At 61.2% G+C, this 14,620-nt stretch carries 10 protein-coding genes and 3 pseudogenes; 4 read left to right on the top strand and 9 right to left on the bottom strand.

Going from position 1 to position 14,620, the window contains the following annotated elements; genetic code table 11:
• Positions 1-41: 41 nt before the first annotated feature.
• Positions 42-1,187, top strand: a complete 1,146-nt coding sequence (locus NKI70_RS26215; RefSeq protein WP_352692592.1) for a trans-sulfuration enzyme family protein — start codon at positions 42-44, stop codon at positions 1,185-1,187.
• 99 nt (positions 1,188-1,286) lie between these two features.
• A complete protein-coding gene (locus NKI70_RS26210) occupies positions 1,287-1,454 on the top strand; it encodes a hypothetical protein (protein ID WP_352692606.1) in 168 nt (55 codons plus the stop codon).
• On the opposite strand, the pseudogene NKI70_RS26205 reads toward NKI70_RS26210, so the two are convergent.
• Positions 1,377-2,403: pseudogene (locus NKI70_RS26205) on the bottom strand (class I tRNA ligase family protein); the annotation flags it as partial. The gene NKI70_RS26210 and the pseudogene NKI70_RS26205 sit on opposite strands and share 78 nt — an antisense overlap.
• A 484-nt stretch (positions 2,404-2,887) precedes the next feature.
• Between NKI70_RS26205 and NKI70_RS26200 the strand changes: the two are divergent.
• Both NKI70_RS26200 and NKI70_RS26195 read left to right on the top strand, forming a co-directional pair.
• The gene (locus NKI70_RS26200; RefSeq protein ID WP_031194952.1) at positions 2,888-4,534 is read left to right on the top strand and encodes an MFS transporter; all 1,647 of its coding nucleotides are present in this window, start codon (positions 2,888-2,890) and stop codon (positions 4,532-4,534) included.
• Between the two features lie 703 nt (positions 4,535-5,237).
• Positions 5,238-5,748 (top strand): annotated as a pseudogene (locus NKI70_RS26195) (IS5 family transposase); the annotation flags it as partial.
• Here NKI70_RS26195 and NKI70_RS26190 read toward each other — a convergent pair.
• From NKI70_RS26190 to rlxS, 8 genes and pseudogenes are all read right to left on the bottom strand, one after another.
• Positions 5,736-6,734, bottom strand: a complete 999-nt coding sequence (locus NKI70_RS26190) for an NAD(P)H-dependent flavin oxidoreductase (RefSeq protein ID WP_352643492.1) — start codon at positions 6,732-6,734, stop codon at positions 5,736-5,738. The pseudogene NKI70_RS26195 and the gene NKI70_RS26190 overlap by 13 nt on opposite strands.
• A gap of 304 nt (positions 6,735-7,038) precedes the next feature.
• Positions 7,039-7,938 (bottom strand): annotated as a pseudogene (locus tag NKI70_RS26185) (IS701 family transposase); the annotation flags it as partial.
• A gap of 236 nt (positions 7,939-8,174) precedes the next feature.
• Entirely contained in the window at positions 8,175-8,723 is a 549-nt protein-coding gene (locus NKI70_RS26180) for a ubiquitination-like system serine protease family protein (protein ID WP_352725328.1), read from the bottom strand.
• A 17-nt stretch (positions 8,724-8,740) separates the two neighbouring features.
• A complete protein-coding gene (locus NKI70_RS26175) occupies positions 8,741-10,243 on the bottom strand; it encodes a phosphotransferase (protein ID WP_352725326.1) in 1,503 nt (500 codons plus the stop codon).
• Positions 10,233-11,588, bottom strand: coding sequence for a HesA/MoeB/ThiF family protein (locus NKI70_RS26170; protein ID WP_352725324.1), 1,356 nt, complete (start codon positions 11,586-11,588; stop codon positions 10,233-10,235). The genes NKI70_RS26175 and NKI70_RS26170 overlap by 11 nt, the downstream gene beginning before the upstream one ends.
• On the bottom strand, positions 11,585-11,962 hold the full coding sequence (locus NKI70_RS26165; protein ID WP_023800976.1) for an E2/UBC family protein: 378 nt from the start codon (positions 11,960-11,962) through the stop codon (positions 11,585-11,587). The genes NKI70_RS26170 and NKI70_RS26165 overlap by 4 nt, the downstream gene beginning before the upstream one ends.
• Positions 11,962-12,198 (bottom strand): multiubiquitin domain-containing protein, encoded by a 237-nt coding sequence (locus NKI70_RS26160; RefSeq protein WP_023800975.1) that lies wholly within the window; start codon positions 12,196-12,198, stop codon positions 11,962-11,964. Before NKI70_RS26160 ends, NKI70_RS26165 begins: the two co-directional genes overlap by 1 nt.
• A gap of 375 nt (positions 12,199-12,573) precedes the next feature.
• On the bottom strand, positions 12,574-14,544 hold the full coding sequence (gene rlxS / locus NKI70_RS26155; RefSeq protein WP_352725322.1) for a relaxase/mobilization nuclease RlxS: 1,971 nt from the start codon (positions 14,542-14,544) through the stop codon (positions 12,574-12,576).
• Between the last annotated feature and the right edge of the window lie 76 nt (positions 14,545-14,620).

Here is a 14,620-nt window from a genome sequence, read left to right as displayed (position 1 = left end):
CCTGAAATTGTGCAACTGCCCCGTTAGCGAGGAAATGACCGATGCGTTTTGAAACGAAGGCGATCCATTGCGGCCGAGCTGTCGACGCTTCCACGGGAGCGGTGTCCCTGCCGCTGCACACCAGCACGACGTTCCAACGTAGCGTCGACGGCTCGTTTCCTTCCGGATTCGAATACACCCGGGATGGAAATCCGACACGCAACGCGTTCGAAATGGCCATGGCCGCGCTCGAGGGCGGAGAAGATGGCATTGCCTTCGCGTCGGGCATGGCTGCAATCGCTGCAGTCTTTGAGAGCCATCCGTCGACGGGTCGGATCGTTCTGCCGGATCACATGTATTTCGGCATTCGTTCGCTGATTGACGAGACCGACATTGGGTCTCGCTTCGACTTTGCGGCCGTCGACATGCGCGATCTGGATGCCGTGCGCGCCGCGGTCACGTCGAAGCGGACTGGCCTCGTCTGGGTCGAGACGCCGTCAAACCCGATGATCCGCGTTGTCGACATTTCGGCCATCTGCAAAATCGCGCACGAGGCTGGCGCCTTGGCCGTAGTGGACAACACGTGGGCAACTCCAGTGCTTCAACGGCCCCTCGAAGTTGGGGCGGACGCGGTCATGCACTCGGCGACAAAGTACATCGGCGGCCACTCGGACTTGATGGCGGGCGTCGTCATTGTCCCGCACTCGTCACCCCTCGGTCGCCCACTGCGGATGGTCCAGAGACACAAGGGCAGCGTCGCAGCGCCATTCGACTGTTGGCTGGCATTGCGGGGCCTGCAGACATTGTCGGTACGCATGCGCGCGCATTGCGAAGGCGCCCAGAAGGTTGCTGAGGCTTTGGCGTCTCATCCGCGTGTCGAAAAAGTACTTTTTCCTGGCCTGCAAACTGATCCGGGACACGATCTCGCTAAGCGGCAAATGAGCCATTACGGAGCGATGCTATCCTTTATCGTCAAAGGCGGAGCCGATGCTGCGATGGCCGTGGCCGGCCGCCTCGAGGTTATTGCCAGGGCGACAAGCCTTGGCGGGACGCACTCTCTGATTGAGCATCGCGCATCCGTCGAGGGTGCCAAGTCCAAGGCGCCAGGCGGATTACTGCGAATGTCAGTGGGACTTGAGCATCCTCAGGACATTATCGATGATCTGATGCAGGCCCTAGGCGGAACCTTCAAAGCGGCAGCCGAATGACGCGGGTGCAAGAACTCTGGCAGCGCTTTACGTGGCGGCTGGCGCAGCAATGCGGCCTGCTACGGTTGGGCGCCTAGATCAGGCAAAGCATCTTCGACGATGCTTAGATTTCGATCGAAAATCTCGGTGTCGGATGCGTTGGCGCGGAGAGACCGCACCTTGTTCAGGATCGCCGCAACCGCCGCTTCAGGCCTGGCGATGCGGCCCGACCTTTTCGAGGAAACCGCCGGTCTGCATCAGCTCGGCGATCTTCTTGTGCGCGACTAAACGGTCGAGACCGTCGAGCTCGCCCCAGACCGCCTAGCGCTCCGGCGTCACCTCCAGCCCGGCGAGAAAGTCGTCATTGTCCGTGAGGGTGACCGCCGCATTGACAGTGAGGATGTTGACCGCCGCCAGCCGGTGGCGCTTGCCGACCTCGAAGTCGTTGAAGTCATGCGCCGGCGTGATCTTGACCGCACCGCTGCCTTTTTCGGGATCGGAATACTCGTCCGCCACCACCGGGATCCTGCGGCCGACGATCGGCAAGATGAGGTTCTTGCCGACGAGATGCCGGAAACGTTCGTCGTCGGGGTGGACAGCGACAGCCGTATCGCCCAGCATCGTCTCCGGGCGGGTCGTCGCAACGGTGATGAAGGTCTTCGGATTTTCCGGATCGAAGGTCACGCCTTCGACTGGATAGCGGAATTGCCAGAGGTTGCCGTTGACTTCCTGCTGCTCGACCTCGAGATCCGAGATGGCGGTCAACAGCTTCGGGTCCCAGTTCACAAGGCGCTTGTCCTTGTAGATTAGCCCTTCCTTGTAGAGCGCCACGAACACTTCGAGCACGGCCTTGGACAGGCCCTCGTCCATGGTGAAGCGCTCCCGGCTCCAGTCGGCCGAGGCCCCGAGCCGCTTCAGCTGGTTGAGGATGGCGCCGCCGGACTCCGCCTTCCATTCCCACACCTTGTCGATGAACTCATCGCGGGTCAGGTCGCGGCGGTGGATCTGCTTCTCCATCAGCTGGCGCTCGACCACCATCTGCGTGGCGATGCCGGCATGGTCCATGCCCGGCTGCCACAGCACGTTTCTTGCCGCGCATGCGCTCGAAGCGCACCAGAATGTCCTGAAGCGTGTTGTTGAGCGCATGACCCATATGCAGCGAGCCGGTGACATTCGGCGGCGGGATGACGATGGTGAAGGCTTCAGCCCCCTCCTCGGCCCCGGCACCGGCCCGAAACGTCTTTTCAAGCGTATTATGTTTTTTTGTGCATAGACCAACGAGTTGAACGGCGGCCCCATAAATCGCCGATGTGTAGGTCGGGCAAAGGCGTCCACCAGCTCGTACTTGTCAAGACGATGCCACCCTTGATCTTGCACCCGCCTCCGATACCAGCGATGCGCTGCGTCGTATGCTCATGCCTGTCAGGATGGGATGGGCGCTGCTAGCACCGTGGCAGTTTGACAACCCGGCCATCGGGGCGGTAGCACCGTACAAGGCCAAGAGTCGCAGGGCAGACCGCACCCCATCGGGCTGCGCGACCCAGACCAGCTGACGCCCAACTGGCACACTCATCGCGCATCAGCACCGTGGATGCGACATCTACTTTGTTTACTTTGTTGCGAGCGCGATATCGGAACTTGGTTGTGACGCAGCTGTGCGTAAGCGCACCGCTGTCAGCAAGTGAGTGAGCGAAAGAACTACGTGGTGGAGGTGAGAAGTCATGCGGCGTCAAGATTCCCCGCCCTTTGCAGCAAACACACTGATTCCTCTTCAGAATCCGGTCTTTCGTTCGATCTGGACAGCCACGCAGATATCCAGCCTTGGCTGGCTGGTGCAGAGCGTGGCTATAAGCTGGCTTATGGCAACGATTTCAGCCTCCGATCTGATGGTTGCGCTCGTGCAGGCTGCATCGACACTGCCCGCCTTCTTCTTGTCGATCCTTGCTGGAGCGATTGCAGACAGCTTCAGCCGCCGCGGCGTGATGCTTGCCGGACATTGCCTGATCGCACTGGCATCCACGGCGCTGGCTCTCTCTGTTGGACTGGGCTTTGTCAGTCCATGGCTGATCTTGGGACTGAGTTTCTTGGCGGGATGCGGCTTTGCCTTGAATGATCCAGCCTGGCACGCCTCGGTCGGCGACATCCTCGAAAAGCGCGACATACCCGCTGCAGTGACGCTGATGTCGGTGGGGTACAACGTGGTTCGGAGCATAGGACCGGCGCTGGGCGGTGTAATTTTGGCTTTGCTGGGCCCCCTTACGGCTTTCGCCTTCGCTGCGCTGACCGACCTGGTCCCATTGAGCGCTGTCCTGCGCTCCAAGTGGCAAGTTCGTTCTTCGCCTCTTCCGCGCGAGCGGATGACGACGGCCATTCATGATGGCATGCGCTTCACGGCAATCTCCTCGGAGATCAGAGTGGCGATCGTGCGTGCAACCCTGTTCGGGCTGTCAAGCATCTCGATCCTTGCTCTGCTCCCCCTCCTAGTTCGCGACCAACTGGCGGGGGGGCCAATTGTTTACGGCGTCCTGTTGGCCGGCTTCGGCACAGGCGCCTTCATCGCGGGCATTGGCAATAGCTACTTGAGACGCATCACGTCCCAAAATCGATTGATCACGCTCGCGTCCGTTGCTTGCGCAACGTGTTGCCTTTTACTGGCTCTCACATCATCGGTGGCTGTAGCAGCGATCGCGCTTGCAATCGCTGGCGCAGGCTGGGTTGTCACCTGGACCGGAACCGACGTGTGTGTGCAGTTGGCAAGCCCAAGATGGGTCGTTGGTCGCACCCTGTCGATCTATTACGCCCTGACCTACGGCGGCATGGCAGCGGGCAGCTGGATCTGGGGTGCTGTCGCGCAGTACTATTCCCTGACGTGGGCTTTGGAAGGTGCTGCAGCGGCGCTGTTGCTGGTTGCAGCTGTGGGAAAGCTATTGCCGGTACGGCTATGGGAGGAATCGGATCAAGGGGCCTTCGACTTCAGGCCACCAGAACTGGCCCTCGATTTGAAGCCCAGGAGCGGCCCGATCGTGATCAAGGTGGAGTACTCGATCCCCGAGGAGAATATCGAGGAATTTCTGAGCTGCATGCGCGAAAGGCGGCGCGTTCAGAGCCGTGCCGGTGCGCGGGACTGGACCCTCCAGCGCGATCTTCAGAACTCGACTCTTTGGACCGAGACATTCCGCACGCCGACATGGACGGACTATCTTCGTCTAAACCATCGGCTAACGGTGACTGACAGGGAGGTAGGCGAGCGCCTTGCCGCTCTGCAGGTCGGTGATTCTCCTCCTCGTCTCTCACTTTCGATCGAGCGGTCGACAAGCCCCGCCCCCGGCAGCCAAGTCCAGCCTGTGCCCTTTGTATCGCGCCCGTAAGGAAACCAGTAACTTTTCTGGGCTCGGACACGGGAATGGCCGAGACCTACTCCTTCTTTCGTCGGGTCAGCCCGGATTGCCATACCTTGCGGCCGGTTAGGCGAGCATGAGGATTTGTGTGGCACGTATGTCCACCACGGGCCCATGTCCAGCCCCACCGCCTCTGCCATCAGATCGGCTTGGGCACGGGTTCAGGTCGCCTGTCCCCCTGCATCGCGGCGAGCAGCGGGGAGCAAGGGGGGCGGAGGGGTCTCCCCGGTCTGCCCGGAGCGAAGCGGGCAGACGGAGGAATCCGCCAGCGGCGGCGCGACAATGAAGCTGCGAGCGTTGCGTCAATCAAGATGAGAATGCTGGCGGGTTGGAACGCAGGGAGGGCGTAGCCCGACTGGAGTTTCAACCCGCCAGCGCCGCGGCCTTTTCGGGCTTCAGCGCGCGAGTGGACTTTCTGCATTTAGCTGCAGCGAAGGTCCCGGTGGTGCGGTGGAAGCGCACCCGGGGCATCTTGGACTTATTATCCAGGACTGCTGCATTGCCGCAGCAATGGTCACAACCTGCTAGGGTCCGGACCCATAAAGGGTTCCACTGACGGTGGTTTTATGATTCACGGTCTCCAAAGGGAGGCCACCGATGAATCGCGATTATTTCTGGCTGACCGAGGAGCAGTTTTCGCGGCTGCAGGCGCTGCTGCCAACCGACACGCGCGGCAAGCGCTGGCGGTCCTCCGGCTGAGGTCCTGATCGACTCTTCGGCCGTGAAGGCGCATCGCTGCGCTTCTGCCGGCAAAGGGGGGAGCAAAATCAGGCGATTGGCCGGTCGCGCGGTGGGCGAACCACGAAGATCCACGCCCTGACCGATGGCCTGTGCCGCCCGATCGCTTTCCTCTTGACCGGTGGCCAGGTCGCCGATTGCAGCGCCGGAGATTTGCTTCTGGAGCAGATGCCCGAGAGCCCGATCCTGCACGCCGACAAGGGCTATGACACCAATGCCATTCGCCACAAGGTCGAGGCTAAAGGGGCGATGCCGAACATTCCGTCGAAAGCCAACCGGCGCTGGAAGAACTGCTTCTCCCCGTTCCTCTACCGTGATCGCAACGCCATGAGCGCATGTTTGGACGGCTCAAGGATTTCCGCCGCATTGCCACCAGATACGATCGATCGGTCACTAACTTCCTCGCTGCCGTCTGCCTCGCCGCTACGGTCGGTTACTGGCTGTGACAGTTGTCCTCGACAAACAGAAGCGAACTTGCGCCCTGAAGCAGGGTGATCGCTTCAGAAACGGTGCGAAGGAGTATGTCACTCGCCGGCTCGATGTCGTGGATGAGGCCGGCGGCCTCACCAATCATGATCGCGGCTATCGTGGGATCGCCGCTTGCCCACGCTTCGCGGTAGGCAGCGGACTGCGCGTCAATGTCGGCGAGGAGATGGGCCTCATTGCCGTGCCAGGCTTCCGTAAAAGCATTCTTCCGAACGCGCAGTGAAAACCGCGATGGCCAATCCAGGCGGCGCGCTAGGTCCATCACCGAGGTTCGAACCGTGTCGTCTCCGGTCGCCGCAAGGGCAGCCTGGTGCAGATTTGGATGAACGAGAGCCTCCAACGAGGCCCAGAAACGTGATCCCATCACGACGCCATCAGCGCCAAGCATCAGCGCCGCTGCAAGCCCACGACCATCGGCGATGCCACCGGCCGCGCAGATGAGCGTGTCCGGCGCCCGTCGCCGTACCAAGTTCGCGACCTCCGGAACAAATGTGAATGTCGCTCGCTTCTCACCGTGACCGCCGGCTTCCGCGCCTTGGGCGACGACGATGTCGGCTCCGACATCAAGAGCGCGGCGCGCGTCGTCGAGGCTCTGGACCTGGCAGATCAAGGGGACCCCGGCGGCCCGTATCGCCGGCGAAAAAGGCGCCGGGTCGCCAAAGGATAGGAAAATCGCACTTGGTCGCCGCTCCAGGGCCTTATCGAGTAGGCGCGGGTTCCTGGCGAGTGACCATGTTATGAAGCCGCAGCCGACAGGTCGGTTGCCAGATCGCTCGAACTCTCGCGTCAGCCAATCAGCGTCGCCATAGCCGCCGCCGATAAGCCCAAGCCCTCCGGCTGAACTGACCGCACCTGCGAGTTCCCCGCCCGATGCGAATGCCATCGGCGCGCTGATGATCGGATGCTGCAGTTCAAGCCGATCAGTGAGACGGGTTACGATGCGCATCATCACTCCAACAGATTGCCTTGAGTATCGCAGGTTCGGTTGATTCTATCGAGCCCCGCTCAGCGCCCCGCGATTAACGGCAACCAGAGCCCCCAGTCGACCGACGGTTATGAGTCCGGACCTTAGTACTACAGTTGCGAATGCCGATGCCGTTTGTAGTGACAGATGGTGGCCGCAGCCTGATGTCGTCGTCGCCATAGCGACCAGGCGATGATGAAGGGCTTTTGTGTCGGTGGGAAGATGAGGATCCGGGCGAGGAGATAGCGGATCTCGGGGACGCTCGGGACGAGCGCAGCCATCCGGATCAGGCGGCGATTGGCTCCTTTGGACTCGTTTCGTTCGGTTTGCTCCATGCGCTGCGGCGAAGATCAGCCGATAGCTTCGAGAGGAATGCCAGGGCGGCCATGCACAGGCTCATGTGGCGATGCCATCCGTGCCAGGACCGAGCCTCGCAATGATCAAGTCCGAGATCATCCTTGGCGCGCTCAAAGCACTCCTCGATCGCCCAGCGCAGGCCGGCCACTGCCGCCAATTCGGCCAAGGAGGAACCGGGCGGGGCGAAGACCAGGTAGTAGGCTTTTTCTCCGGATGTCGATCGCTTGCGGCGGACGAGAAGCCAATGCTCGAAGCCGCCTTTTGACGTCCAAGGGCGGCGGATGCGTGCCCAGTCGTAGAGCCGAGGCCCTTTGGCGCCTTCACCTGCCGCATGACAGGCCCAGTCGTCGGGCTCGAACTCGCTGGCCAGTTCCTCGGGCGAGGTTTCCTCAAACAGACGATCCCCTCCCCGGCGCATGAAGTGAGCGCCTCGAACCGCCAAGACATAGGGCTGCTCGCGAGCTTCCAGCATCCGGCGAAGGCTGCTGTCCGCCCCGTAGACAGCGTCGCCCAGAACGTAAGCGCACGGGACGCCGGCATCGAGCGCCGCCTCGACCATGGCGCGCGCCATCTTTGGCTTGGTCGCAAACTCGACCATCTCCGGGATCGATGCTCTGGCACATCGCGCCCGATCCCTTGTCCAGCTCTCCGGCAGATAAAGGCGACGATCGACCAGCGCTTGGCCGTAGCGGCTCGCGTAAGCCAAGAACACGCCGACCTGGCTGTTCTCGATCCGCCCCGCCGTTCCCGAGTACTGACGCGCGACACCGGCGGAACGATCGCCCTTCTTCACAAATCCCGTCTCGTCGACGATCAGGACACCATCCTCATGGACCATCGGCCGGCAGAGAAGCGGACCAAGCATTTCGTGGATACCCTCTCACTGCACAACGCCCGGGACTTGCTTGCACATGGTGGCTATCAAGCGCCGCCGCGAGCTGATCTACCTCCAGCGGTCCTGAAGATAACTTGCAGACGATCACAGGTTCAGCCTTGGCAAGCTGACGATCGAGGGTTCGCCACGCTGCTGAGATGCTCGCTCTAGGCCGCCGGTCGCGCGGCTGATTACCAATGCCTTTTCCTGGCCCGTGAGGTTTGGACGCTATCACTCGCCAGGCGGAAGCTGGACCGCTCGGCGCCGGTTCCTTCGACAGCGATCCCCGACTTGACCAATGACCGGCATGCGTCGAGAACCGACCAAGGCACTTCATCCACCGCTGCCGCAATATCAACGAAGCTCGCCAGCTCGTCACTGAGTCGACCTTCGACAGCACGTTCGAGTGATGAATTGGGCCGCAGGATCCAGGCATCGTTGGTCCAATGGATGACGTTGTCCCAGACGATGAAGTGTGCCCCGCATCCAGTGTCTCGCCACACAGAAGGGAAAAGGGTCAACCCGCCCTCGCGTTGATAAAGGCGCCAGGCCGGCCCGGCACGACGGTCGAGGTTAACCGTCAGTATGTCTCCGCATCCATCGGGGCATCTCATGACAAGGGACCGCGGAGCTCCGCGCTCCACAAGTGAAACGTCTCCCGGGTTATCCACCTGCTCGATGGCTTCGGACTGACGTTCAACCCTGCCCTTGAACTGTACCGCGTGCGTTTTCTTGAGCACCCAACCGAACTCCCGACCTACCAAAGCGAAGGATTTGTCACGCGATCCAGAAGGTCCACCGCGCACTTGTAAGCAATGGCCGCATCCGGGCTTTTGCCTTTGGCATAATAGAGCAGCCCGACGCAGATCGCGATTGTATACTCGCGCCTCAGATCGAACGAATGGGACTGACCTTCCTCGAGGATGGTCGTACGCAACGCCACGATCGCGTTGAGCCGATACTGGGCCTTTTTGCCTTGCAGGAGATGTTTAAGCGACATAGCGAAGAGATCTCTGGAGTAAAAATCTTCGAGCACTTGTTCGGGCAGCGGTTGATCAGCCTGCAACTCCGCGTCGAACGCAAGCCCGATTTCCAACCGGGCGACGTCGTGGGACAAAGGACGTCGAGCTGCCCGCGTGAAGTCGATCAGAACCGCTTCCGCATCGCCGCCGCAGACGAACACGTTGCGCAAATTGAGGTCGTCGTGAGCTCGACACACCGGATGCTCCTCAGCCTGCAGTCCAGCGAGACGAACAAAAAAGCTTCGTGGCGAAGCGCCAGCGTAGCTGTCCTTGGTCAATTTGTCGTAGGTGCGCTCAAGGCCTTTTAGATATGCGTCATGCCGTGCCGCAGGTAGAAACTCCTGCAGAAGGTCTAGTCTCTTTCTTTCGGGGTCTTTTCGCCAACGACCCAACACAGTTCGATAGATCGCCTGGATGACCTCTTTCACATCGCGGTTGATCACAACCTTGTCCAGGCGGACGGCATTCTCGACGAAGCGGGAGACCGCAAGCTGGTGCTCAGATCCCACAACGCAACGATCCAGGCACAAAGGGGCGCATCCGCGATATGGCACGCGGTCAGCGACCACGTCCCTGTACGTGTTAATGTGTTCTTCCATCACCGCCGCGGGGCCTGACTTGACGATGAAAGGTGTGTGCTGCTCCAGGCCTTCCGTCTCGACCTTCCAGATGGACGAAGAAGATTTGCCACCATTCTCCTCGGAAATAAGGATGCCCGAGTAGTCGTGAAACGCGCGACGGAACAGAAGCTTCAGTTCGGGTAGCAGAGGCGTCGGCAGCTCATTCCCATTTTTGTCGCGGATCGCCAGGCTGCTGTTCAGGGAAGGGCCGCACCGGCATCGTGCGCAGGTCTCGGCAATGTTATCCCAGTCAGAGTCTGGAAGCACTGCGAGCTGCCGCAGCACGACACCAGTATGCTCTTGCCACTGCGCCAACACGCCTGCGCCTGAACGCGCCACCGCCTGTCCAATCGCTTCCTCGCCCCGTTTCGTAACGACAATGACGAGTATGCCGCGCTGTGCGGACGAAGCGGCGAGGCGTCGAAGACGCTTGACCAAATCCAATCGGCCCTCGTCCGACGGAAGGGCACCGGCCAGCACGATCAACGCCCGGGCGCCTCCGTCATCAAGATCAGAAAGCGACACGAGCGGCTTCACGGCAAGTTGGCGGGCGGAGAAAGGCGTCGGGTTCACGGTACCTCCGTCAACCAAAACGGTCGTGCGCTCTTCAGCTTTCATGTTGGCGCCAAATCATGGGCCAACTGTCTCCTTTGGCCAGGGCATTGTCCTGAGCACATACAACGCAGGTCGGATCTGACCTTGAACTGACAGGCCGCACCGATCCTTCAATGGGCCGCCCAATAAGATGCCGCGCCTCCCCAGGGAACCCGGTCACTGCCGAAAGGAACATCGAGACGGCCATGGAAGAGGTTGCTGCGTTAAGGGAGATCACGGCCGGCTGCGGCTCGAAATGGCCGACGAAATACGGATCGGAGCGTGAATCGGCGAGAAGATCGCGTCTCACTGCGGCGGGATCGAGAAGGGAATGGCAGTTAAGGCAGGCCAGCGACTCGGCAAGCATTTGGACCCTAGTCGACATCGCGGCGACGACACCCTCCCGGGCGTCGATGCGCACTCCAACGTCGATCATTGGCAAACGATACTGATAGGCGATCTGATTGAGGACGGCGCGGCTGCCGTGCGAATCCGTGCAACACATGACAAAATCGCCGTCGAGCAACGTCCTGGCCACGGGCTCGTCAATAACGGATTCCGGTAAGGTCATAACCTCAATGTCGCGTTTCGCGCGTTGCGACGCTTCGGAGGCCACTGCGACCTTTGGTCGGTCAACGTCCTTCTGCTCGGCCCCCATCAATCGGTTGAGGTTGGTTCGCTCGACCTGTTCAGGATCAATCAAGTGCAGCCGACCAACGCCCAGCCGGGCGAGTTCCTCGACGACCACTGAACCGGTGCCGCCTACGCCGACGACCGCCACGGTGAGATCGTTGAGGATTCGCTGCCCTGCGGCGCCGAATGCTCGCACATTGCGGTCGAACACTTCCGGCAATGGGGCCGGATCTTCCGCGTCAGTCTCAGTTGGGTAAGATCGAACACTGCGCCCGATTTCCTGAATCCGATCGATGGTGAATGTGGTCTCGCCTTTGATATCGAAGAGGCGGCCACGAAATCCCGTCGGCCCGGCGATCAGGAATCCATGCGGCCCTTGCGGGCACCGAAAATGCAGCACCGGAGCCAAGAGTTGCTGCGCTGCGTCGTCGACCGATGAGAACGCCAGTCTGCGTTGCACAGGATGCGAATGCGCAAGAATTACGCCCGCTCGCTCCAGACGCGCGCGTTTGAGCACGCGCGACAGGAACATGGGAGTCAATGAGACTTCTATCGGGCTGCGGGCGATATAGTCGTCCGGAGCCGGGCGAATGATCTCTCTAACGATCAACCTCATCCCGCCTTCGAAACGACCACCGCCAACGATCAACGCAGCAGCAGATTCAAGGGGGGCAGGCGCGATAAGGTCATCTCGAAGAGCCGTCCATTCTCCACCCCGGAACATCAGACGGTTCATCGCGCCTCGCCCAGCCGCCGCCGGATCACATTCAAATAGGTAAGCAGATTGTCGCTGTTGGGCTTCCAGGTAGACGGATGCCAGGAAAACCACAGCCACTCCGAGGGAACTCCCGGGGTGGCCTGTTGCCCTGTGTTTTGTGGGGTTCCACCGTGTTCGAGGGCGAGCGCCGGCTCGGCCCAGAAGCAATCGGGCGCAGCCTGCGGATAGCCCGCAGGCACCACGAACTTTATGCCAACCTCGGCGCGGTTCCAGCCCTTTGGAAGTTGCACAGCCGGCATGCTGACCACTGCCGTACCTCCGGACTGGAGCTCAAGGGTCGCGTTAGGGTGCTTTTTGCTGATATCCTGGAAGTGACGTTCGAGGATCGACATTAGCCAAACGTCGCCGGAGGAACAGTGTAGAAGTGCATTCCGTTCTTGAGCGTAACAGCCTCATTGTCCCCAATCTGCCGATCGGCATCATGGCCGTGCCCCTCGAGGAACAACTGATATTGCTGGTCCTTGGCGGCGAGCTGCTTCAGCTCCGCACCGGTCATGCTTTCGCTTGTCGCTTCGATATGGACCCCATCAATATTGATGGAAAATTTCGGATGATCTTCTTTGGCCATTGTTCCCTCTGCAAAATGAACCCGAAAGAGCAGCCTCGGCATTCAAAGAGAATCAGAGCCGCTGCCTCGCTTTTATCCTGAAAGGAGTGATCGCAGAAGGCGGAATCAAGATCCCCCACCGCCGACGAGCACCCCGCATTGACACCTGCTATGTAGGAACAGCGCCACATTTTTTCACCCTCATTTCGTTGAGAATGATGCTGCCACGGCATTCAAATCCGGTCCGGCATTCGCACGCCTGCGAGGCTTCCTTGCGCCCGGCCCTCTCGAGTTCAACAAGGGACCGCGATCGTATCACACGCGATGGGCGATCGTGCGTCTGCGGGCGGTCGCCTTAGTTATGTTTGACCAGCGTATTTGGTGCCGCTGCGGCCTTCACGAAACGCCAGGCCCGCTCCTTTCCCGTCCGATCGTCCATGAAATCCCCTCTGCACGCACGACGCCGGAAACCTCCTTGCCGATATGATGCTCAAGCACCGGCCGCCATGGCACCAGCGTGAACTCGCGCGATTTCTCGATGACAGCGTATTTTCCGCCGGCGAGCTCGACGGAGCGGCGGAGCGTGCCTTCTATTCGATCTCCACTCTGGGCTTCAGAATAGGGCAGACCGAGTTCGTTCGACAACTGGCCGGCCACGCGGTTCAACTCGCGTTGGCGCAGCATCGAAAGCATGTTCGCGCGATAGATGACCCGATCCTGCTCTTCCCGAGCAAGACCTTGCGCAATCAGCCACTGCCGTCGGCGGCCTTGCGCCTCTCGGACATCGCGGCCGAAACCAGAGCTGTGCAAGGCCTCCGGTGTGTCGGAAACCAGCTCTCGATCGAGCCAGGTGGCGCCGTCGAAGCTGACTTGGCTCTCCAGCAGCATTGATGAGAGCTTGTCGACGACAACCGGCTCGGCCCTCGCTCGCTGACGCTCGTAGCCCGCGACGCGGTCGAGATGGTCCGGCGCGATAGTCCATGTACCGTCCGGCTCGCGCTCGACACCACCGGTCGCCCGGCGGATCGCCTCCAGTCGCCGCACGTGCGTTTCGGCAAAGCGTTCGGTGGCCGACGGGTCATGCTTGAGATGGATATCGATGCTGTAGCGCCCGTCATGGGCCGTGGCGATCTCGGCAATTGTGCGGTCGACTTGCCTTGGCCCGGCGTCCCTCGGCGTGACCCGCACTATGCAGCCCTCTGGCGCCGGTTGGGTGGCCTCGCCTTTGCCGATATCGACATAGTGGCTTTTGCCGTCCACGCCGTCGACGACGAGGTAATGGCGGTCATTGATTTCGTCGGCCAGGCCGCGCGCAACGATGCGGCCGACGACAGGCTGCATCTGCTCTGCAGATCGATCATGGACAACATAGTCGGCGGCACTGCGGGCGAGCCCCTTGCCGGTCAGTTCGCGGTGCATGGTCTTGATGATGTCGCCCCGCTCGCCGATGCGGCGCAGCGTCGCTTCAAGCTCGCCATCAAGGCGCCAGCGGCCCGAGCCGACTTCCTCAGCCAGACCCATCCGCTCGAGCTTGCGCAGGCGGCCCTGGTGCAGCGTCTGGCGAAACGTGTCTCGGCTGGCCGATGAGACATGCCCCTCATGGTCGCGCATGCGGAGCAGCTGCCGATCGATGCTGGTGAAGCGTTCCCGCTCCATTTCCTGGCGCAGGCGTTGCTCGATCTCGCGGTCCGTTCTCGGGCCAAGGTCGAGGCTGACCAGCTCGGCCGCCCGTTCACGGATTCCAGACGAGATGTAGTCCCGCGCGATGACGAGGTTTTCGCCGCGGTCGTCCCTGCCGCGGACGATAATATGGGTATGCGGATGACCAGTGTTGAAATGATCGACGGCCACCCAGTCGAGCCTGGTGCCGAGGTCTTCTTCCATCTGCGCCATGAGACGCCGCGTGAGCGGCTTCAGGTCATCATACTCGATGCCGTCTTCAGGGGCGACGATGAAGCGGAACTGATGCCGGTCGCCATCGGCACGATCGATAAAGGCCTTGCCATCGACGCGGTCGCTGTCGGCGCTATAGAGCTCGCCATGCTCCCCTTCCCGGGTGACGCCGTCGCGCTGGAGGTAGCGAAGGTGTGCACGTGCCCCGTCAACACCCTTGCCGGCCAGCTTGACGATACGCGCCTTGACGACGGCGCGCCGCTGCCGAAACGCCGCGTGGCGGTCGCGCGCTCTGAGAACGGCGGCAGCAGCCCCGCCGCGCCCCGCCCGGCTTCCGATGAAGCGGCCACGGCGACCGCTGCCGCCGCCGGCTCGGTTGATCGCGGCGCGGATCTGGCCGGCGAAACGCTTGCCTGCCTTCGAGCCGCGCGATCCGATTTTGCCCAGGCTCGGCTTGAACTCTTCATCCTGCATTGAGCCTCCTAGTAATCTTAAGCAAAATCAGAGGTTTGTCGGCAGCAGCTCTCCTGACGCTGAAGGCAGCCTCCGT

Source organism: Mesorhizobium sp. M0500 (assembly GCF_040321165.1).
Taxonomy (GTDB): Bacteria; Pseudomonadota; Alphaproteobacteria; order Rhizobiales; family Rhizobiaceae; genus Mesorhizobium.
This window is presented reverse-complemented; position numbering and strand designations above follow the sequence as displayed.